The organism is Pseudoalteromonas sp. SD03, assembly GCF_040937955.1.
GTDB classification, from domain to species: Bacteria; Pseudomonadota; Gammaproteobacteria; order Enterobacterales; family Alteromonadaceae; genus Pseudoalteromonas; species Pseudoalteromonas tetraodonis.
Window position 1 is genome coordinate 3,005,216 of sequence record NZ_CP162514.1, and the last position, 22,468, is coordinate 3,027,683.

19 protein-coding genes are annotated in these 22,468 nt (G+C 40.5%); 9 read left to right on the forward strand and 10 right to left on the reverse strand.

Features of this window, described 5'->3' with window-relative positions:
- Positions 1–79 precede the first annotated feature (79 nt).
- From coaBC to ABZP26_RS14080, 6 genes are all read left to right on the forward strand, one after another.
- On the forward strand, positions 80–1,273 hold the full coding sequence (coaBC, locus tag ABZP26_RS14055; protein WP_368485075.1) for a bifunctional phosphopantothenoylcysteine decarboxylase/phosphopantothenate--cysteine ligase CoaBC: 1,194 nt from the start codon (positions 80–82) through the stop codon (positions 1,271–1,273).
- A gap of 224 nt (positions 1,274–1,497) precedes the next feature.
- Positions 1,498–2,085 carry a nucleoid occlusion factor SlmA gene (gene slmA, locus ABZP26_RS14060; RefSeq protein WP_008113236.1) on the forward strand — a complete coding sequence of 196 codons (588 nt, stop codon included), beginning with the start codon at positions 1,498–1,500 and terminating at the stop codon, positions 2,083–2,085.
- Between the two features lie 255 nt (positions 2,086–2,340).
- Positions 2,341–3,509 (forward strand): IS3 family transposase gene (locus ABZP26_RS14065; RefSeq protein WP_128860809.1). Its coding sequence is split into 2 segments (ribosomal slippage): positions 2,341–2,611 and positions 2,611–3,509, totalling 1,170 coding nucleotides; the frame shifts between segments, so codons are not numbered across the junction.
- Between the two features lie 163 nt (positions 3,510–3,672).
- Positions 3,673–6,420, forward strand: coding sequence for a prolyl oligopeptidase family serine peptidase (locus tag ABZP26_RS14070; protein ID WP_368485076.1), 2,748 nt, complete (start codon positions 3,673–3,675; stop codon positions 6,418–6,420).
- Positions 6,421–6,702: 282 nt separating this feature from the next.
- Positions 6,703–7,791: a GGDEF domain-containing protein gene (locus ABZP26_RS14075; RefSeq protein ID WP_290172883.1), complete on the forward strand. Its 1,089-nt coding sequence runs from the start codon at positions 6,703–6,705 to the stop codon at positions 7,789–7,791.
- Between the two features lie 196 nt (positions 7,792–7,987).
- The gene (locus tag ABZP26_RS14080; RefSeq protein WP_368485077.1) at positions 7,988–8,878 is read left to right on the forward strand and encodes a Fic family protein; all 891 of its coding nucleotides are present in this window, start codon (positions 7,988–7,990) and stop codon (positions 8,876–8,878) included.
- 102 nt (positions 8,879–8,980) lie between these two features.
- Here ABZP26_RS14080 and ABZP26_RS14085 read toward each other — a convergent pair whose 3' ends face one another.
- Complete coding sequence (locus ABZP26_RS14085) at positions 8,981–10,165, reverse strand: NAD(P)/FAD-dependent oxidoreductase (protein ID WP_368485078.1); 1,185 nt, start codon at positions 10,163–10,165, stop codon at positions 8,981–8,983.
- Between the two features lie 448 nt (positions 10,166–10,613).
- Here ABZP26_RS14085 and ABZP26_RS14090 point away from each other — a divergent pair, with 448 nt between their 5' ends.
- On the forward strand, positions 10,614–12,743 hold the full coding sequence (locus ABZP26_RS14090; RefSeq protein WP_368485079.1) for a S8 family peptidase: 2,130 nt from the start codon (positions 10,614–10,616) through the stop codon (positions 12,741–12,743).
- 73 nt (positions 12,744–12,816) lie between these two features.
- On the opposite strand, the gene ABZP26_RS14095 is transcribed toward ABZP26_RS14090, so the two are convergent.
- The 7 genes from ABZP26_RS14095 to rplU all read right to left on the reverse strand — a co-directional run bounded on the left by ABZP26_RS14095 (position 12,817) and on the right by rplU (position 18,400).
- Positions 12,817–13,290 (reverse strand): peroxiredoxin, encoded by a 474-nt coding sequence (locus tag ABZP26_RS14095; protein ID WP_013465916.1) that lies wholly within the window; start codon positions 13,288–13,290, stop codon positions 12,817–12,819.
- 74 nt (positions 13,291–13,364) lie between these two features.
- Positions 13,365–15,305: a methyl-accepting chemotaxis protein gene (locus ABZP26_RS14100; RefSeq protein WP_013465917.1), complete on the reverse strand. Its 1,941-nt coding sequence runs from the start codon at positions 15,303–15,305 to the stop codon at positions 13,365–13,367.
- Positions 15,306–15,488: 183 nt separating this feature from the next.
- Positions 15,489–15,863: a DUF3718 domain-containing protein gene (locus ABZP26_RS14105; protein ID WP_013465918.1), complete on the reverse strand. Its 375-nt coding sequence runs from the start codon at positions 15,861–15,863 to the stop codon at positions 15,489–15,491.
- An 82-nt stretch (positions 15,864–15,945) separates the two neighbouring features.
- Positions 15,946–16,437: a type 3 dihydrofolate reductase gene (gene folA / locus ABZP26_RS14110; protein ID WP_024601745.1), complete on the reverse strand. Its 492-nt coding sequence runs from the start codon at positions 16,435–16,437 to the stop codon at positions 15,946–15,948.
- Between the two features lie 71 nt (positions 16,438–16,508).
- Positions 16,509–17,660, reverse strand: a complete 1,152-nt coding sequence (cgtA, locus tag ABZP26_RS14115) for an Obg family GTPase CgtA (protein WP_013465920.1) — start codon at positions 17,658–17,660, stop codon at positions 16,509–16,511.
- A gap of 154 nt (positions 17,661–17,814) precedes the next feature.
- The gene (rpmA, locus tag ABZP26_RS14120) at positions 17,815–18,072 is read right to left on the reverse strand and encodes a 50S ribosomal protein L27 (RefSeq protein ID WP_008114963.1); all 258 of its coding nucleotides are present in this window, start codon (positions 18,070–18,072) and stop codon (positions 17,815–17,817) included.
- 16 nt (positions 18,073–18,088) lie between these two features.
- Positions 18,089–18,400, reverse strand: a complete 312-nt coding sequence (gene rplU / locus ABZP26_RS14125; protein WP_004587921.1) for a 50S ribosomal protein L21 — start codon at positions 18,398–18,400, stop codon at positions 18,089–18,091.
- A 423-nt stretch (positions 18,401–18,823) separates the two neighbouring features.
- Between rplU and ispB the strand changes: the two genes are divergently transcribed.
- The gene (ispB, locus tag ABZP26_RS14130) at positions 18,824–19,795 is read left to right on the forward strand and encodes an octaprenyl diphosphate synthase (protein ID WP_096038777.1); all 972 of its coding nucleotides are present in this window, start codon (positions 18,824–18,826) and stop codon (positions 19,793–19,795) included.
- 76 nt (positions 19,796–19,871) lie between these two features.
- Here the strand turns inward: ispB and mdh are convergent, their stop codons facing one another.
- A complete protein-coding gene (gene mdh / locus ABZP26_RS14135) occupies positions 19,872–20,804 on the reverse strand; it encodes a malate dehydrogenase (RefSeq protein ID WP_368485080.1) in 933 nt (310 codons plus the stop codon).
- A 215-nt stretch (positions 20,805–21,019) separates the two neighbouring features.
- Between mdh and argR the strand changes: the two genes are divergently transcribed.
- Positions 21,020–21,487 carry a transcriptional regulator ArgR gene (argR, locus tag ABZP26_RS14140; RefSeq protein ID WP_008114955.1) on the forward strand — a complete coding sequence of 156 codons (468 nt, stop codon included), beginning with the start codon at positions 21,020–21,022 and terminating at the stop codon, positions 21,485–21,487.
- Between the two features lie 57 nt (positions 21,488–21,544).
- Here the strand turns inward: argR and ABZP26_RS14145 are convergent, their stop codons facing one another.
- Complete coding sequence (locus ABZP26_RS14145; RefSeq protein WP_013465923.1) at positions 21,545–22,444, reverse strand: Dyp-type peroxidase; 900 nt, start codon at positions 22,442–22,444, stop codon at positions 21,545–21,547.
- Positions 22,445–22,468: the final 24 nt, after the last annotated feature.

Below are 22,468 nucleotides of genomic sequence, written 5' to 3' on the forward strand. Positions count from 1 at the left end.
TAAAACGCATTTTATCTTAGCTGTCACGCTCAAGATTTGTTATTTTAGCCACCATATTTTATAAAATTGATGAACAACCATGATTAATTTAACAAATAAAAAAATAGTGCTGGGTATTAGCGGTGGAATTGCAGCGTATAAATGTGCTGAACTCGTAAGACGCTTAAAAGACCATGGTTGTGACGTTAAAGTAGTAATGACCGAATCAGCAAAACATTTTATCACCCCGCTAACCATGCAAGCTGTGAGTGGTGAAATAGTGTCTGACTCATTACTAGACCCTTCAGCCGAAGCCGCTATGGGGCACATTGAATTTGCAAAATGGGCTGATTTAATTTTAGTTGCCCCTGCCACCAGCAATATTATTGCGAAAATGGCCGCAGGGATTGCTGACGACTTGCTCACGACTTTATTACTGGCGACCCCCGCAAAAGTTGCCATAGCGCCGGCAATGAATCAGCAAATGTACGCACACCTTGCAACGCAAACTAATATAGCCACTTTAAAGGCTCGTGGCGTTGCTGTTTGGGGACCAGGTAAGGGTGAGCAAGCTTGTGGTGATGTCGGTGCTGGTCGAATGCTTGAACCGCATGAATTAGTGAGTTTATGCACTGAACCTGCGCAACCACAACTCTTAGCAGGTAAAACAATTACAATTACTGCAGGTCCAACCCGTGAACCTCTCGATCCTGTTCGTTTTATATCAAATCATAGCTCTGGAAAAATGGGCTATGCACTGGCGCAAGCTGCGTTATCATTTGGCGCACACGTGAACTTAATTTCAGGCCCGGTAACTATTTCAGCACCGCAAGGCGTTAATTTAATTAATATAGAAAGTGCTGAACAGTTACTGAATGAGTCACTCAAATATGCGCCTCACTCAGATGCCTTTATTGGTTGTGCCGCTGTGGCCGATTATCGTGCAGCAAGTATCGCCACGCAAAAAATGAAAAAACAAGGCGATGAACTCACTCTTAGCTTAGTTAAAAACCCAGATGTAATAGCCGCGGTTGCAAACCTCACACAAAACCGCCCTTACACCGTCGGCTTCGCCGCAGAAACGCAGAACGTTGCTAATTACGCAAAGGGGAAACTAACCAATAAAAACCTCGATATGATTTGTGCCAACGATGTATCGCACAGTGATGTAGGCTTTAATTCTGAGCGCAACGCACTCACCCTGTATTGGCAAAATGAACAACTCGACTTACCTGAAACCAGTAAAATAGAAATAGCGGTTAAAGTGATCGAGCAGCTCGCCAAACGATTATAAAAAGGCTGGAAACAAACTGAATAAAACATTAACATGATGACGCCTTGTGACCTTTTAGTGTAATTTTACTGCGCTAAAATAGCTTAACGCTTGCGCATTACTAATGTATCGCTGTAATACGTGCAAAAACACCCCATTGAGTATTGCGCGCTGTAACACTTGGCAAAAAGCTGTGTTATCGCACATTTATGTTGAAAAAAAATAACTATTAAAAAGGAATGTTCATGCCTGCGACAAAAAAAAGTAATCGCAAAGAGCAAATACTGCAAGCACTCGCACAAATGTTAGAAACCAGCCCAGGCCAGCGTATTACAACAGCCAAACTTGCCGCAGAAGTTGGCGTATCTGAAGCCGCTCTTTATCGCCACTTTCCTAGTAAAGCGCGCATGTTTGAAGGGTTAATTGAATTTATTGAAGACACGCTGCTATCACGTATTAATCTTATTTTAGATAACGAGAAAGAAAGTAAAGCACGTGTATACAACACCCTATTACTGCTGCTAACGTTTGCCGAAAAAAACCCAGGCATAACCCGTATATTAACAGGCGATGCTCTACAGGGTGAACAAGAGCGACTTCGTGAGCGTGTACAAGGCTTGTTTGAAAAGCTAGAAACCCAATTCAAACAGATTCTTAGAGAGCGTAAATTACGTGAAGGTAAAAACTTTCAAAGTGATGAACTGACGCTAGCTAACTTTTTACTTGCCTACGTTGAGGGTAAAATGAACCAATTTGTGCGCAGTAATTTTAGTGCACGACCTAGCGAGCAATTTGAAAAACAATGGCCAGAGCTTCAAAAAATTTGGTTATAAGGTTTTAGTTAATTTTGCTAGCAAGGTTATTAAATTAAACTATTTAGCCATTTCTTATAATCTATTCCACATAAACTCTGTGTTCTTTTTATAAATTAGACTTAAAAATAAATTTGAACACAGAGCTGAAAGTAAAAAAATTGAAAACCACAATTAAACTTCCGCTTCCCTAACTTTTTACGGATACTTAGCACCTCGCATTCCGTAGCTGATACGACTCTATAAAAGTGGACACTTATTTAAGGAATAAGTGTTATGAAAATCAAAACTAGGCGTAGTCATTCAATTGAATTTAAAACAAAAGCAGTTGAACAATCGTTAGACTCTCCAGATACTGTTAATGTAATAGCTCATCGGCTGGGCATTAACCCTGTCTTATTATCTAAATGGAGACGAAAAATGACGTCAAAAAGTACATCTAACCCAATTAAAAACCAAGGCCCTGATAAGTCATATAAAGATTTGGAGCGCCAAGTGCGTAAGCTTGAAAAGCAATTGGAAGATGCGCAGTTGGAGAACGATGTGTTAAAAAAGGCGAAGGCCTACTTGGACAGCCGAAAAGAATAAGATTTGAGTATATTCACCAAGCTGCGACAGCTAAGAAAACGATAAAAAAATTATGCACATGGTTGTCAGTATCAAAAGCTGGATATTATAAATGGCTAAAGCAATCATTAAGTCAACGTGCGTCAGAAAACGACTCATTGCTTGAGTTTTTGAAAAAAGTAAGTAGTGATGAGCACTGTATTCCGGGCTACAGAAAGTTGTGGAAAGCCGCTATAGATAATGGGTATGAGTGTAGTAAAGGCCGTGTGCAGCGATTACTGCAGAGTATGGGTTACCGCTCAGCCGCGGGTAAACGCCGATATACCGGTAGCGGAAAAAAGCAGGGGCATATCACTGCAGAAAACTTATTGGGTCGTGAGTTTAGTGTTGATGAACCCAATACGGTATGGGTGTCAGACATAACGCAAGTTCGTTGCAGAGAGGGTTGGCAGTATTTATGTGTAATTTTAGATTTATACTCACGCAAAGTCGTTGGTTGGGCAACAAGTCGAGTTAACAGCGCAGACTTGGTGATTAGAGCGTTAAAAAAAACATGGGATGCACGTAAACCTGATGGAAGTCGCTTATTATTTCACTCAGACCAAGGCAGCCAGTATCGTGCAAAAGAAACAATATCGTGGTTGAACAACCGACAGGTAACAATTAGCATGTCGAGAAAAGGGAATTGCTGGGATAATGCCTGCTCAGAAAGCTTTTTTGCCCAGTATAAAAAAGAATGGATGAACAATTTAAATGAACTGAGTCGTAGTGAAATGACAGTACAAAGTCGCTTTTATATCGAAAACTACTACAACTCAGTAAGAATGCATGGCACGCTAGGAAATGTGAGTCCCATGCAATACGAGTTAATGAATTAAAAACCCGTGTCTACTTTATCGGGGTCGTATCAACCTTTTACCTTTTACCTTTTACCTTATATTTTTAACCTCTCATCTCTGCCCTGCTACCACTTATCGTATCTACTCGAATTGTTATTAAAACTCGTTACAATAAAATAATGTTAAAAAACGAGAACCTATAATGAAAACGCAACTCACTCTTGTAGGCTGTGCACTTATTACCAGCTTAACGAGCGCCAGTGCTTTAGCTAATAAGCCACTAGAATTTAAAGATGTATTTGATTTTAAATCTGCAAAAGGCACGCAGCTTTCTGAAAATGGTCAAATCCTTTCTTTAAGTGCAACCCCTTATCGCGGGAATGCTACAGGGAAAGTCTACTCACTCAATAGCAATAAGCTTATTGCTGAGGTGGAACGAGGAACCCGTCCTACCATTAGCAAAATGGCAAACTGGGTCGCATTTACGCAGGTGCCTACTCTGCTTGAAAAAGAAACCACTAAGAAAAAAAGTGACTTAAAAAATAACTTAGTATTAGTCAACACCCAAACCGGTGAGCAGCAAAGCTTTAATGATGTAAAAGATTACGTACTAGCTAATAACGGCCAGTGGCTGGCCTATCGCAAAAATGAAAACGCTGAAGAAGACGATAAAAAGCTCGACAACGATAGCGCTATCACTGCCGACAAAAAAGATAAAAGCTATCCGCTGGTTATCATCAACTTAAGTGATAAACGCACTCATACTCTTGAAAATGCCTTTACCTATGGCATCAGTGCCACCAGCGATCAGCTATTGGTGAGTCAAAGCTATGTGGATGGCGGCAATAATCAAATTACCTTATTTTCACTCGATAATTTTACCAGCACCGTATTAATTGATGAGCCTGGTGTGGTTGCTAGCAAAATAGCGTGGCACCCAATCGAAAAAACCGTTGCGTTTACCTTAGGCAACTATGTAAACGATGATAAGCGTCGTCGTCAGTACGAATTAACGCTATGGCAAAACGACACGCTAACCACTGTGCAGTCACCTAACCCAGAATGGTTAATGGGCAAAACCGCGACATTAACTTGGGCCGAAGATGGTACACGTTTATACTTTGAAAACCGCCCAAAACTCGCAGCAAAAATTAAACAAAAAGAATACACAGATGAGTCATCACTGTATGACTTTGAGGTAATTCGCGACCATAAAGGGTTAAATGTATGGCACAACAATGACGCGCAAATTAAACCTCGCGAAGAGCAGCAATGGAATGAAAATAATAAAAACCGTCATTACACGGCGGTATACCATGTAAACTCACAGCAAGTCGTTCAGTTAAGCACGCCAAATATGCCTGAGCTGTCGCTTAATACTGAGCGTGCCACTTCATTGTTAGGCTACTCAAATTTAGCGCATCTTGAAAAAGTAATGTATGGCGGTTTTTTTGCTGACTACTTTGCTGTTGATATAAACACGGGTAAACAGACTCCTATCATTAACGACTATCCATTTAGACCGAGCCTTGCGCCCAATGGGCAGTTTGCTGCTTACTTTGATAATAACCAAGTACAGCTTAAAAACTTAGGTAATAATAAAGTGAGCGTACTCAGCAAGGCGATTAACGCCACGTTTGCCGATGACAAACACGACTATCCATCCAAGCAGCCTGGTTATGGTTTTGCAGGCTGGCTGAACGATAGCAGCGAAATACTGGTTTACAGCAAATACGATATTTGGTCATTTAACGTCAATACCAAGCAAGCTAAACGCTTAACTAATGGTAAAAAAAGTAACACGCAATACAGAGTGATCAAACTTGATAAAAACCAAGTAGCCTTTAACAACAATGATACGCTCCTGCTTTCTGCAATTAATTTACAAAGCAAGCAAAGTGAAGTGGCAAAACTTAATTTAGCAACTCTTGAAGTCACTGAATTACTTACAGGTAATAAGCGCTTTGATGTAATTAAAAAGGCCAAACATGCCGATAAATACTTATTTACTGAGCAAACCTATCAGCAATTTCCAGACATTTATCAAACAGACTCTAACTTTAAACAACCACAACGCGTAACTAACCTTAACCCTCAGATAAGCAACTTTGCTTGGGGACAAGCACCTGAACTCATTAGCTATAAAGGCTTTGATGGTGAAGATTTACAAGGGGTATTAATCAAGCCTGCCGGCTACAAAAAAGGCGATAAAGTGCCTGTTGTGGTGTACTTTTACCGCTACATGAGCCAGCGCATGTATGACTTTCCAAAAATGGAATTAAATCATCGCCCTAATTTCCCGATGTTTACCTCAAATGGCTACGCCATTTTTTTACCTGACATTCGCTTTGAAATAGGACACCCTGGTAAATCCTCAACGCAAACCATGATCAACGCCACCCAAAAGCTGATTGATTTAGGCATTGCCGACCCAGATAAAATAGGTTTACAAGGCCACTCTTGGGCGGGTTATCAAAGTGCATTTATGATCACCCAAACTGATATGTTTAAAGCAGTGGTATCGGGCGCGCCAGTGTCTAACATGACCAGTGCTTACAGTGGCATTCGCTTAAAATCTGGACTTGCACGCCAATTTCAATACGAAACAGGGCAAAGCCGTATTGGTAAAAATTTATTTGAAGCACCTGAGCTTTATATTGAAAACTCACCGGTATTTTTTGCCGATAAAGTAAACACGCCTATTTTGATTATGTTTGGCGACAAAGATGATGCGGTGCCATGGCATGAAGGCGTGCAATATTACTTAGCGCTTCGCCGCGCAGGTAAAGACGCTACATTTTTACAATATGAAGGTGAACCGCATCACCTAAAGCAATTTCCGAATCAGGTCGATTTTTCAGTGCGTATGATGCAGTACTTTGATCATTATCTTAAAGGCAAACCGGCCGCTAAGTGGATGAAAGAAGGTGAAGCGTTTATCGAAGAGTAACCACTAGAAGTTAAAAACCCCGATTGCACTGCGTGATATCGGGGTTTTTAACTATGTAACTATCACCACTTAAAAGAGAGTGTCCAAAGTAATAATGTCCCCGCCATATCTCTAGCTGAAGATCTACTCGCAATCACTGCAATGCAGAACTGTATTTTGCATACAAAAATAGCGCAAGCTAGATAACCCTTTATTTTATAGTTATTTACTCGGTACTTTTATATGAGCGGGTTATGAGTAATAATCAGTCAATAAAAAGACACAGTCTAAGAGAAATAAAGCATGCTAGATTTTTGGTACAAAGGACTACCACAGTATCCAAAAGATCATAAAGACTTTTGGCGCACACGCTTAATTGCTCATTCATTATTAACGGCAACCTGCTACTTTTTAGTTTTAACCCTACTCAACCTGTTCTACTTTCACAGTTACGATATTGCCGCCATTGATGCATTAGGCTTAGTTATATCATTAGCTATTTATGGCTGGTTTAGTAAAACTGCAAATGTAAGTGCTGCGGCATGGGCGGTTACATTTATGGTTGTTAGTTTAATAATGACATTTGTTATCTCTGTCGGTGGCCTTGCTCACTCTTTATTTTGGGCAACACTTATTCCCCCTTTTGCGTTTTTTTTAGTGGGTAGAAATTGGGGAAGCATTTTTAGCGCCATTGCTTTTTGTATTTGTGCTTACCTAACTTATAAGCAACAACAGCTAACCGTCACTATCGGGCTGGGCTCTTTATTTAATATCATTGAGGTCAGCATTGCCCATATCTTAATTTTCAGATTTTATGAAAAAACACGTTTTTCTGCATATGCGCATTTAACAACCCGTAATATAGAGATTCAACATCTCGCTGAAACAGATAAACTCACAGGGCTTTATAATAGGCAAAAATTTGATTATGCATTGTCGCAAGTCATTACCAGCAGCAAAGAAACAAAAACCACAAACTGCTTATTCATTTGTGACATTGATCACTTTAAGAAAATAAACGACGCCTATGGTCATTTAGTCGGTGATAAAGTGTTAGCTGAGTTTGCTAAACTAATTAAAAGTAGCATGCCCAACCATTCATTAATTGCGCGTTGGGGGGGAGAAGAGTTTACTATTATTTTGCCAAATACCTCACTGACCAATGCATTAGCACAAGCAAACGCGTTAAAAGACTATATTTCGACACACCCTGTTGCCAACATTCAGCTAACCATAAGCATAGGGGTAGCTACCATCAGTTCTGATGATTCAGTTATTAGCGTGTTAGAACGTGCCGATGGCGCACTATACGAAGCTAAAAATAATGGTCGTAATTCAGTTTATTTTAGCGACAATAAACTAACAATAGTCGCTTCAGCTAGCCTCTTATAACTAAGGAAGGTACTCAATTAATGTATCGACACACACCAAACTAATTATAAAGAACCAATAACAGCACAAAAAACCAGACTAAAACCCCATTAAAACTGACTTTTAAACTCAGTTCGCGTATTCTTAACCCCCTGATTTGAATAACCCCTATACCAAAATGAGCAACGCCACTCCCCCCTTCTCTATTTCAGCTAGCATGACTCACAGTATGGTAAATATTAGTGAAGTTTTAGGTAAGATCAGTGCCTTATATTCTCCTGCAATGCTTGAGCACTATAAGCAACAAAAAACCGCCTCCCTGCAAATCAATAACCTTGATATTCAATCAATATCATCTGGCCTATCAACCCCAGATAGCTTATTAGCCTTGCATCGAAGCTTAATCAAAGATCTGAGTGAAAAATCGGGCAGTTATAGGCAGCAAAGTTTAGCGTTAAAAAGTGGTTTGCAAATGGCACCACAAGCAATGCGAGTACCACAAATGGTAGAGGAGTTATTTGCTTGGTTTAAAACAACCGCGCATCATCCTTTAATTAGTAGTGCAGTATGCCACTATGAATTACAGTTTATTCAACCTTTTACACAGGGTAATACTGAAATAGCGTGTACGTTGCAAACCCTGCAATTATCGCAGTGGCATTCGCTATTTTCACTAATAAACATTAACAATGTTATAGCGACAACTCGCCAACATTACTTTGAAAGCATTAACCTGAGTACCAAGTCCGGTGACTCATCCGTGTTTATTGAGTATATATTGGAAGCATTACTAGCGGCACTAAACTCATTAGAAAGTGATTTAAAATCAATAACAAAAACCAAAAAAACCCAACAACCCCCTCAAGTTAAACAGGCTGTAAATGTAGACTTACAAGCCCCCCAAGTCATCGCTTTAATTAATGTATTTACCCAAAGCGAAAAGCCATTAAACCGACAAGAGCTACAAAATAAGCTTGGATTAAAAGACCGTAAACATTTTAGAGAGCGCTACTTAAAGCCAGCCATTGATGCTGGAATTATAGAAATGACTATTCCCGAAAAACCAAATAGCAAAATGCAGCAGTATAAACTTACCCAGACGAGTTAAAAACTTAAGTTATAAACAGAGCAGGAATAAACGCCACCTCAAAGATGAAGTGGCGTGTTAATACGCTGTTTGCAGCGAAATTTTATAATTGATTAAAAACGACTACGCGTACTGCCCGGCGGCAAATCCACAGCTCCACGCATATTGGAAATTATAGCCTCCTAGCCAACCCGTTACATCGGTTACTTCGCCAATAAAGTATAAGCCTTTGGCTTTTTTAGCCTCAAATGTCTTTGAACTTAGCTCGTCGGTATCTACGCCGCCTAAAGTAACCTCTGCGGTTCTGTAACCCTCGGTACCATTTGGTTTAATTTGCCACGCATGAATATAATCAGCAAGCGCGTCTATTTGGCCATGCGTTAGTTGATTAATATTACAATCTGGAATGGCGTTACTGGCGTGGAGTATTTCTACAAAGCGTTTAGGTAGGATAGTCGCGAGGCTATTTTTCAACGATTTTTGCGCTTGTGTTTCTCGCCAATCAGCTAGCTGTTGCTTTAAATCAAGTTCAGGCAGTAAATTGATCGTTACCGCCTGACCTGCTCGCCAAAACGAGCTTATTTGCAATATAGCAGGCCCAGATAGCCCACGATGAGTAAATAAAATATTCTCTTTAAATACGGTGCCATCTTCGCTTGCAACTTCACAAGGGATACTAATACCCGAAAGCCCTTCAAAACGGTCTTTATCGTGCTGATGTAAGGTAAAGGGAACTAAAGCAGCCATAGTCGGCAATATCTTTAAGCCAAATTGCTCTGCTATTTTATAGCCGATTGGCGTAGCACCCAGTTTAGGCATGGTTAACCCACCCGATGCAACCACAAGCGACTCACAAGTAAGTGTTTCTTGTTCAGTGGTCACACTATAGCCGGTGGCTGTTTTAGCGACATTTAACACTTCGCTGCGCAGTTTAATAGTAACGCCCGCCCACTCACACTCGGTTAGTAAAATATCAACAATGTCTTGTGCGCTATTGTCACAAAATAATTGCCCGAGTGTCTTATGGTGATATGCCAAACCATGTCGGTCTACAAGCTCTACAAAGTCGTGCTGCGTGTAGCGACTTAAGCACGATTTTACAAAATGGGGGTTAGCGCATAAATAGTTGCTAGGGCTTGCATTTTCATTGGTAAAATTACAACGCCCACCGCCACTAATTAAAATTTTACGTCCTGGCTTTTTACCCATATCAAGTACTGTGACGCTTCGGCCGCGATACCCTGCTTGTGCCGCACACATTAAACCAGCGGCTCCGGCACCAATCACTATCACATCAACGTGAGTCATTTAGTTATCTCTTAAAAACTTTTGTGAATTATAACAAAGTTTCAATAATAACCAGATAGCCAGAGCGTGTTTATCTTGAGCGTAAACAGGACGAAGAAGCTTTGCTCGATTTTTACTTAGTCCACAAGGTTACAAATCGCGCGCCGCGGTTAACCTCTTCCTAGATTGAACTTATTTTAACCCGCAAAGGTCAACACGCCCTTTTGTATTGTTTTTAATTTATCAATAAAAGTTAATTAATGATAAAAAACACCAAAAAAATCTAATACATTAGGATCGTCAATAGCAATAAAACAAATACAAAACAACTGAAAGCGCACTAAATACGCGGTTATAACTAAATGAAATAGGTACATACGTATTTAATATTTCAAAATAGTTAACAGATCATTTACCTTTGTACCCGCTTTGTGGATTTTCACAAATAATAATAAAACTAAGGGTAATTATGACTTCTAATAATTCATTCAAAAAATGCGCTGTTGCGCTAACAATAAGTACACTCTTTGCTGCCAGCTCAAGCATGGCAAACCCAGCGCAAGCAATCGCACCTTCAATGGCAGAAACCTCAGCTAAGTTACAAAATCAAGGTGGTTTTGAGACTCAATTCATTATTAAATATAAGAATAACAACGATATGATGAGTACCTCAACCGCTGATGTATCACCAGCAATGATGAATAAAAAAGCGCAAAGCTTTGTAAAAAACTTCACCTCAAAAAAAGGCAAAGTTAAAGCCAAGTATGTCCGCGCAATGGCACTCAATAACCATCACGTAATGCGTGCCGATAAAAAACTCAACACCGAAGAAGCTCAGCAGTTCATGCAAGAAATGGTTAATTCGGGTAATGTTGAATATATTGAAGTCGATCAAATGTTAAAACCATTTGCGACACCAAATGACCCGCGTTTTGATGATCAATGGCATTACTATGAGCAAGCCGGTGGACTTAACTTACCAACAGCTTGGGATACGGCTACAGGCAGTGGTGTGGTTGTCGCTGTGCTTGATACGGGCTACCGCCCTCACGCTGATTTAAACGCTAATATTTTACCAGGCTACGATATGATCTCTAATCTATCAGTCGCCAATGATGGCAATGGCCGTGACAACGATGCTCGCGATCCAGGGGATGCGGTTGCAGCTGGTGAATGTGGTAATAACGGTGCACAAGGCTCTAGTTGGCATGGTACTCACGTTGCAGGCACTGTCGCTGCAGTAACGAATAACGGTGAAGGCGTTGCTGGTGTTGCTTATGACGCCAAAGTAGTACCAGTGCGTGTATTGGGTAAATGTGGCGGTTTAACCTCCGATATTGCTGACGGTATCATTTGGGCCTCAGGTGGTAATGTATCGGGTACATCAGCAAATGCTAATCCTGCTGATGTAATTAACATGAGTTTAGGTGGTGCGGGTGCATGTAGTTCAACCACGCAAAATGCCATTAATACCGCTCGTAACAACGGCACAGTTGTTGTTATTGCTGCAGGTAACGATAACGATAATTCTGCAAACTACAACCCAGGTAACTGTAATGGTGTTGTTAATGTTGCATCAGTTGGCCGTAATGGTGGCCGCGCTTATTACTCAAATTACGGAAGTAATATTGATGTGGCAGCACCGGGTGGCGCGCAAAGCTTTGCCAATGACTCTGAAGGTGTTTTATCAACTTACAATTCGGGTTCAACAACACCATCAAGCGACAGTTATGGCTTTTCGCAAGGCACCTCAATGGCGGCTCCTCATGTTGCGGGTGTTGCTGCACTGATCAAACAAGCAAAACCAAACGCAACTCCTGATGAAATAGAAAGTATTTTAAAAACAACCACTCGTCCATTCTCTGCTACGTGTACCAGCTGCGGTACAGGTATTGTTGATGCGGCCGCTGCGGTTGCTGCAGCATCTGGTGGTACACCGCCAACAACGGGTGATAACGAACTTTTTGATGGAGAAGTCAAAACCGGTTTAAGCGGTGCGGCAAGTGCACAAGACTTTTACACTATGACAGTACCAAGTGGTGCAACCAATGTTACTTTCACTATGAGTGCTGGCACAGGGGATGCTGACTTGTATGTACGTGCAGGTAGTAAACCAACCTCAACCACTTATGATTGTCGTCCATATAAAGGTGGAAACAGTGAAGAATGTTCTATTGATAATCCAACAGCCGGCACTTATCATGTAATGCTGCGTGGTTATTCAGCCTACAGTGGCGTGAGTTTAGTCGGTAACATTACGGGTGGTTCAACAGGTGGTGGTTCAGGCACACCTCAAGCAGGTGGTGGCACGGTGTCTGATATCACAGCAAATGCAGGTCAGTGGAAACATTACACGCTAGATGTACCGGCGGGTATGGCAAGCTTTACTGTTACAACGTCAGGCGGCACCGGTGATGCAGACTTATTTGTAAAATTTGGTAGCCAGCCAACAAGCTCAAGTTATGATTGTCGTCCATATAAAAATGGTAACGCCGAAACTTGTACTTTTAGTAATCCTCAAGCGGGAACATGGCACTTAAGTGTTAATGCGTATCAAACATTCTCTGGTTTAACGCTAAGCGGTCAATACCAGCCATAAAACATCCTCTCTTTAGATAAAAAAAGCCGATACACTGTATCGGCTTTTTATTCTCTGATTAAAGTCGTCAGTGTTAAAGCGTTGCTAAAACAGCTTCAGCACTGCTTATTACAAACTCTTTGTCTTGTTCTACAAATAGACCAGTAACAACACCATTATCAACAACCATCGCGTATCGTTTTGAGCGTATTCCACCAAAGCCTGCGGTATCTTTTTCAAGCCCTAAAGCACGGGTAAAACTAGCATCACCGTCTGCAAGCATATCTATATGCTCTGCATTTTGTGACTCACCCCACGCTTTCATCACAAATGCATCGTTTACCGATACACAATAGATAGCGTTAATACCTTTAGCCTTAATTTTATCGGCTAGCGCGATATATCCAGGTAAATGAGCATTCGAACACGTTGGTGTAAAAGCGCCTGGCACTGCAAATAACACGACTTTTTTATCTGCAAATAATTCATTGCTTGTCAGTGTTTGCATACCGTCATCGGTTAGCTTAGATAGACTAACTGCGGGTATTGTTTGACCTTGTTCAATCATGTTAAATCCTTTGGGTAATTACGTAGACTTTTAGCATACAGGTTAATATTTACGGTTTCGAGTTTATACCGCGATTAAACTGCATCACTGTCTAAACCCAATCCCTTTCTAATTGTTGCCATTTGCAGCTCTAGCTGCGAGCGAATATCAGACACCAACTCACTCGACTCATTTACTTGGCTTTTCATATTATGCATTGATTGGGTAAAGTCACTAAGGAAATTGCTTTGCTGTTTTGCAAGCTCCATTGCTTCAACTGCAACTGTGTTTGCCTGCTGAGCATTATTTGCGACCCCTTCAGAGTTTGCTTGAAGCTCTTGGGCATTTTCGGTTTGTAGCTGTGCATCCTCAGTTAACGCATTAATTTGTGAATAGACCATTTGAGAGTTCTCACTTAATAACGCCAGCTGATCGTTAATCTCTTTTAACGAACCTTGGGTTTGCATGGCTAATTGCCTTACTTCATCAGCAACCACCGCAAAACCTCGGCCTTGCTCACCGGCCCTTGCTGATTCTATTGCAGCGTTCAGTGCTAATAAATTGGTTTGTTCAGCTATGGTGCGAATAACCGTTATTATATTACTCACTCCTTGTACGCCGCTCAGTAACTCTTGCACACTGTGCATACCTTGTTCAATACGTTGCTGTGTATCAGAACTCGCATTAAGCATATTTTTAGCAAAACCAACACTTTGCTGCATTGCCTCATAAGTACTTTGAGCATTTTCAGCAGCTTGAGCGTTAATATGATTAACCTGCTCACCTATGTGTTGAATATTTACTAGTAAACTTTCATTTTTAACAACTTGTTCGTAGCTAGTCGCGCTTTTTGACCCTATTTTTTCTAAATGCTCACTCATTTGCTCCATGAAGTCACTAACGACACCAAGCATACTCGCTCTTTCTTGCGCCTCCAGACGCTGGCGCTCAATTAACTGGTTAAAATACTGCGCTATTTCACCAACCTCTGTTTTAGGATTATTCACTGTAATATTTTTTAACTCATTACTTTCGATTAAAAATGCAAACCCATCTCGCAGTTGCCGCAAAGGCTGTAAAACCTGTTTACGTTGCACCCAATAAACACCAAAAGCTAATATTACTAAACCACCTATTGCAATTCCAAACACCCAAAATACTTGTTGTTTAACGGTATCTTGCTGCGCTTTTAATGTTTGCTCTGCCTCAATCACTGTTTTTGATAACACGCTAATTTGTTTACGTAACTCATTCGTTCCAGAATTACGCTGCTTTGCTTGCGATAAAGTACTGCTTAAATCACGTAAATAGCGCTTAGGCCAACTAACCAACTCCGCTTTTATATCAGCAGCCAAATCCTCTGGCTCCTCATCTACAAATAAAGCAAATTCATCAACCTCAGTCATCACTCCTAAATTAGGCAACTGTGCAATTTTTGCAGCGAGTAAGTTTAAATTTTTTACGCTTTGTTGCAGGCTTTTTTCAATTTCAGGCTGGTAATCATTTAGCAGTTGATAGGTCGATAAAGATAAATTAACCACTTCACTATAATAATCACTCGCCAACTTATTGTAGCTTAGAGCATGACTACTTTGAGTTGATGCTTTTTGTACATAATTTATAAGCGATGACGCTGAGCCCGCCATTTGTCTCAGAGCATTGTCTAAAAGCGCAGTTTCGTTACCTGAGAGCTTTCCTAGTGCTCTGTATTTACCGTTAATGTCTTTATTTAGTGAAAATAGCTGTGTTGAAAGGCGCACTTCTAACTCAGAGGGAAGTACAGTTAGCTGCTGCGCTTTAAGTTGCTCAATTAAAGCTGAAGATTGCGTCAGGTATTGGCTATTGCCTCGTGCCAAGTAGTCTTCTAAAAGGCCAGCAAGATCGACCATTATGGTATTTTTTAATTGGCTATAAGCAATATCTTGTTGTTGAATTTTTAGTAATGTATGACTTGCCCATAACAAGGTAGCGGCGAGCAACACACTGGCTAACGTTAATAAAATAGCTAAAAGACGGGTAAAAAATGATACACGCATAAACATATCTCAAAAGTGACATTCATACAGAGTATTGAATTTTTATGACATTTTTATGTAAAAGACTTAATTAGGGTAATAGTCAGGTGTATTGAGAGATAGATAAAGACTCAATAGAAGGATGTTTTAAGTAACTAATAAAAAACCGCGTATAAACGCGGTTTTTTTAAATTAAGCTTTTAATTAAAGGCCTGCGCGGTCTTTAATAATAGGGATTAAAGCTGAACCAGCATGATTTGCCTCAGCCCAAGCGATATCTGCGCCATCTTCAAGTGAGCTTTTTGATAAGTTTTTAACAATGTACTCACCCGTATCAACCGCATTACTTGCAACAGCGTGACGCAATAAGTTGTTACCATTACAGAAAACTGCATCATAGATATTACGTACTTTCACACGTGAACTTTTTAGTTTGCTACGCAGACGATTTTTATCATCAGCGGCAATGTATTCACAGACTGAAACAGCTAACTGATCATCAGCGCTTACAGGCGCAGTATAAGCGAACGAACCCGCTGCAATAGCAGCAATTACAACTAGCTTTGGTAATTTAATCATTGATTGGACACCCTATATTAATACTTTTTTCGTACTCGACTGTTTAATATTGTACCAACACGCTCAGATTTTCGCAATAATGTTAAGAAACTTTATTCAAAGTTACGAACTTATAACTATATTTATTTTTATCATCGGGCGTCATCAACATTTCATCTTCAATTTGCCAGTTTGCAACACTTTTATAATCAGGAAATTGTGTATCCCCTTCAACATCTAAGTCTATAAAGGTTAAATACAAGCGCTGCGCCTGCGCTAAAAACTGCTGGTAGATGTTTCCGCCACCAATTATCATCACCTCTGCAACATCATTAACAAGCTCAAGTGCAGCTTCTGGTGTGGTTACTGTTTCAATTCCTGATGCGTGATAGTCTTTATTACGAGTAATAATAATATTACGTCGCCCAGGTAACGGTCGGCCTATTGATTCAAATGTTTTGCGCCCCATAATAACGGGTTTACCAGAGGTTACTTTTTTAAAGTGCTGAAGGTCACCAGGTAAATGCCATGGCATTTTATTATCTAAGCCAATGACACGGTTATTTGCCATTGCTGCAATCATTGAAATTATCACACTAAATACCCAATACTTTATTATTAATCAAAGAAAAAGGAGCGTTAGCTCCTTTTAAATATAAACAATTATTAACGCTCGTAGACAACTTCTACGTCGTAATCATCTTCATCCCAATCATCCCAGTCATCATCATCGCCTTTAGTGGCTTTTTGATGGTAGGTATCCCACTTAAATTCAACCTCTTCGTCTGCCACTTCAACAAACTTCTCTTTAGGCATGTTATCAAGTAGCGTCATGATGTCGTGAATTAATGGCTGCGTATTTAATTTATTAATTGCAGCAATACTGTAAATATTTTCAGACTCACCCAACTCTTCTGCAATTTGCTCACATAAGGCTTTGGCTTCATCTTCAGGCAATAAATCAATTTTATTAAATACTAACCAGCGTGGCTTTTCAGCAAGCTTAGGGCTGTACTGGTGTAGCTCGTTGATGATTGCAAATGCATTATCAACAGGGTTAGAGCCATCAACTGGCATTACATCTATAATATGTAAAAGCACACGACAACGCTCTAAATGCTTTAAGAAGCGAATACCTAATCCCGCACCCTCTGACGCGCCTTCAATCAAACCTGGAATATCAGCAATTACAAATGATTTGTTTGCTTCAGGACGAACAACCCCTAAGTTAGGAATCAGCGTAGTAAATGGATAATCAGCTACTTTAGGTTTTGCAGCTGACACACTGCGGATAAAGGTTGATTTACCTGCATTTGGTAAGCCTAGTAAGCCGACATCAGCCAGTAGCATTAGCTCTAACTTAAGGTTACGTACTTCACCCGGTGTGCCAAGTGTTTTTTGACGTGGAGCACGATTAGTACTTGATTTAAAACGCGCATTCCCCAAGCCATGGAAACCGCCTTTTGCAACCACAATTCGTTGACCATCTTGGGTTAAATCCCCTAATGATTCCTGTGTATCAACATCAATAATACGTGTACCAACAGGCACTTTAACGATCAGGTCTTCACCTTTCTTACCCGTACAATTACGGCTTTGACCGTTTGTACCGCGTTCTGCTCTGTGAAAACGCTCAAATTGATAGTCAATAAGGGTATTTAAGTTTTCATCAGCTTGTAGATAAACACTACCACCGTCTCCACCGTCACCGCCATCAGGTCCACCATCTGGAACATATTTCTCACGACGAAAAGACACGATGCCGCTGCCACCGTCACCAGCTTCTGCGCGAATTTCTACTTCATCTACAAACTTCATGATTACTCACTTTAGGGATTGGCTTGTTAATAACTCTATTATATACCTAAGTGGCCTATAGAGCACACTGAGCATAAAAACACTTGGGTATATATTTAAACATGCTTAAAACAAAAAACCCCGCAAAGGCGGGGTTTTTTAACTACCTTACTGATTACTCAGCTACGATAGTTACGTATTTACGGTTTAAAGGACCTTTTTGTTCAAACTGAACTTTACCATCTGCTTTTGCGAAGATAGTGTGGTCTTTACCGATACCTACGTTTGCGCCTGGGTGGAAACGAGTTCCACGCTGACGAACAATGATGCTACCCGCTAGAACTGATTCGCCACCAAAACGCTTAACACCTAGGCGTTTGCTTTCTGAATCGCGACCGTTACGAGTACTACCAGCTGCTTTTTTATGTGCCATTTCTAAGTACCTCTAATTAAGCGCTAATGCCAGTGATTTTAACTTCTGTGAACCATTGACGATGGCCCATTTGCTTACGAGAATGCTTACGGCGTCTAAATTTAACAACCTTAATCTTCTCACCGCGACCGTGTGAAACAACCTCAGCTGTTACTTTACCACCGTTTACGAACGGTACACCAATCTCGATCTTCTCACCATCAGCAACTAAAAGTACTGAATCAAATTCAACTGCTGCACCAGTTTCAACGTCTAATTTCTCAAGACGAATTGTTTGACCTTCAGTCACACGGTGCTGTTTACCACCACTTTGGAAAACCGCGTACATAATTAACTCCGTCTGTGCGCCCTCAAATCGACGCAACTAAAATATTCTTCAATAGGGCGCGAAGTTTACGCTAATGCGTAAAAACTAGCAAGCCTCTTTTTGTAATTAAATGAATAAAAAGTAGCTGCATTGAGAGCAATTCAATATTTCCCCTATTTTATATTAAAATCCCCCTTTGCCAAGCGCTTTTTAACGGTTACAGAAAATAAATTAGCAATAGCAAAGCGAGTCTATGTAGTTCAATTAACCGCCAAGGGTGATTCAAAATTAAACCAGGGTGTTTAATCAATTATTCACAAGGTTAATAGGTCATTTAACCTACTTAAGGGTGTTTTTTTAAGGAATCATCACAAAATATCGAGCTAATGCATTTTTTGTTGTACAATCTGCGCCGTTCACACATTAAAATTGGCTCGGAGATCAATGGATATAAAAGCTATCCAGGCGTTAATCGAAAGCGATATGAATGACGTCAATCAACTAATACATGCGCAAATGCGCTCAGATGTGGCGTTAGTTAATCAACTTGGTTTGTATATTGTTAACAGCGGTGGCAAACGTGTTCGCCCTATGTTGGCTATTTTGGCGGCTAAAGCGCTAGGTTACCAAGGCAAAGATCACATTACGCTAGCAACTATCATTGAATTTATTCATACCGCAACGCTTTTACATGATGATGTTGTAGATGAATCTAATTTGCGCCGTGGCACACCTACAGCAAATGCTGAGTTTGGTAATGCTGCTAGCGTACTGGTGGGTGATTTTATTTACACCCGCTCGTTTCAGCTAATGGTGGGTCTTGGTAAAATGCAAATAATGCAAGTACTGGCTGATGCAACCAACATTATTGCTGAAGGTGAAGTGCTGCAATTAATGAACTGCAACGACCCTGATACCACTGAAGCCAGTTATATGCAGGTTATTTATTCTAAAACCGCCAAGCTATTTGAAGCAGCGACGGGTCTTGCGGCCATTATTACTGATCAAGACGATAGTGTACTAGAAGCACTTAATTTGTATGGCATGCATTTAGGTACTGCTTTTCAGTTAGTGGATGATGTTTTAGATTACAACGCTAATGCCGACCAACTTGGTAAAAACATTGGCGACGATTTAGCTGAAGGTAAGCCGACGTTACCTCTTATATATGCAATGCAACACGGTAGTGAGCATCAAACACAGTTAATAAGAGACGCTATTGAGCACTGTAATGGTATGGAGCACCTTGACGAGATACTGGCTGCGCTCAAACATACCAATGCCCTTGAGTTCACAATGAAAAAAGCCGAGCAAGAAGCTAATAAAGCAATTGCCTGTTTAGATTGCTTAGCTGAGTCGAGTTACAAGCAAGCACTAATTAGCTTAGCTAGAATAGCGGTTGACCGCGACCACTAAGTAATACTGTGTAGATAATTCCGAGCAATAAAAAAGCCTGCAAATGCAGGCTTTTTTTATGGGTTAATTTTGGCTATTACGCCATAAAATCAACACCTTCTTTGATATCTTTTTTCAGCGTTTCAAGCATGTCATTTTTAGCTTGCTCTTCAAATGCGCTTAGAGTGCCGTAAGAAAGAATTTCTTCTACGCCATTTTTGCCTAAACGTACCGGGTGTGCAAAGTACTCTGCATCGCCATTTTCAACAGCAACGAATGCATAATCTACAACGTCTTCACCTTGTAAGCCTTTAACTAAAGACATACAAAAACGTGCTGCAGCAGCACCCATAGATAATGTTGCAGAACCACCGCCCGCTTTAGCATTAACTACTTCAGTACCTGCGTTTTGGATACGAGGAGTTAGTGTAGCTACTTCTTCATCAGTGAAAGTAACACCTTCAACTTGAGAAAGTAACGGTAGAATGGTTGTGCCTGAGTGGCCACCAATCACTGGTACTTTAACACTTGCTACGTCTAAGCCTTTAAGTTCAGCAATAAACGCTTCAGAACGGATCACATCTAAAGTTGTAATACCAAATACACGCTTAGCATCGTAAGTACCTGCTTTTTTGAATACTTCAGCAACAATAGGTACAGTTCCATTAACTGGATTAGTGATAATACCTACAAGCGCTTTAGGACAGTTAGCAACAATGCCTTCTGCTAATGTTTTAATGATACCAGCGTTAACATTAAATAAATCAGCACGATCCATACCTGGCTTACGTGGCATACCCGCTGGGATTAAAACAATATCACAACCTGTTAATGCTTTATCTAGTGCATCTGCACCAAAACCTTCAACTTTTACATCTGTTGGGATATGAGAAAGGTCAACAGCAACACCAGGAACTACTGGCGCAACATCATATAGTGATAATTCTGAACCAGCTGGTAAGCCTGTTTTTAATAATAAAGACAACGCTTGACCGATACCACCTGCAGCACCTAATACAGCAACTTTCATTGGAATTCTCCGTGATTTGAGGAAGGAAATATTTGTGGTTTATAAGATAAAGAAATTAGCGACTAAAAACAAATTTATCCTGCCTATTTTAGCTATATTTTCGACCATAGTTGTAAACTTTGCTGTTTAAACGCAGCAAAACCTAAACAACTGCTGCATAAATATGCATTTTTGTGTAGAATTTGCAGTATCGACAACATAACTAATTAGACACTATGCAACCACAAGACAAACAAGAAGCATTGGTAAAAGCCTTTAAAGCACTTTTAAAAGAAGAGAATTTTGGCTCACAAGGCGAAATAGTTGACGCATTAAAAGAACAAGGCTTTGATAATATTAGCCAAAGTAAAGTGTCGCGGATGTTAAGTAAGTTTGGCGCGGTACGCACCCGCAATGCAAAACAAGAAATGGTGTACTGTTTACCTGCCGAAATGGGTGTACCAACCGCTAAAAGCCCGTTACGCCAGTTAGTTATTGACATTATGCATAACGAAATGATGATTATTATTCGCACCAGTCCTGGGGCTGCTCAGCTAATTGCCCGTTTACTTGACTCATTAGGTAAAGCAGATGGCGTATTAGGAACAATTGCCGGCGATGACACTATTTTTATTGCGCCAGCGAAAGTATCAGAAATAGACCTCACATTAGAGCGTGTGCGTATTTTGTTTGATACGGTTTAAACTCGTTTGGTTATCACTGTTACGGCTATACTAATACGTAGCCGTTACTGGCTTGTTTTATAGCTGCTTTAGAAATCGCACTGAGGGTGCAAAAAACGCAGAGCCCATATCTGCTTGAGTAAAATCAAGCCAATGGTCGTAATACTCCCCCTGCCCTAATCGGCTATTGAGTACTTTCTCGAACGCATCCCCTTTAGCCGAGCACGTAATCATTAACATCCCCTGCTCATACACGTCGCCATAAGGCATACTTTGATTTAGTAATAATGCTTGCCCCTGTTCATCTTTTAATTCACTTCGGGTTGCATGGCTGCTTTCAAGTGCGGGGCTTATTAGGGTATTGTCGAGACGAGTACGCCCCATTATTTGTTCTTGTTCTTGCAACGACAAGTGCTGCCATAACGTTAAGTCATGCTTATAGCGCTGAACATGAATATAGCTGCCTTGATCTTCAAAGCTATCAGGCTTATTAACGAGGGCCGTTACCCGTTTTTGACGACCATGCGGAGTATCGCCCGCATAAATAAAACCATTAAAATCACGGCCATCTAGAAAACGAAAATTACGAATTTGCTCCACCAGCTCAACATCAGGGTTGAAAAGTTTTAATATTTGCAATGCAAACAGGTGGTTTACATCTTCTCTGTCTGAGCGGATTTGTACAAATAAATCGCATGGCCTTGCACTCATCACAAAATCGCTATGGGTGATATTAGGAAAGCTTTGCAGCTCACTTGGCATATAATCGGGCAGAATGTGTGGCCAATATTGCGCGCCAATGGCGACCATACAAGAAAGCATAGATTCAGAGAACTGATCACTAAACTCATCTTCAATATCGCTCACTTTTTTAAGCTTAGCGCGAAGTGATTCGTCGTGACCATCAAGTACATTAAAAAATAAGTGCAAACCGTGTAAGTTTGCTTCAGCACAAATCCCTGATTGCGCTTGCGCCATTGTTATTCCTTACTTTTTAGAGCA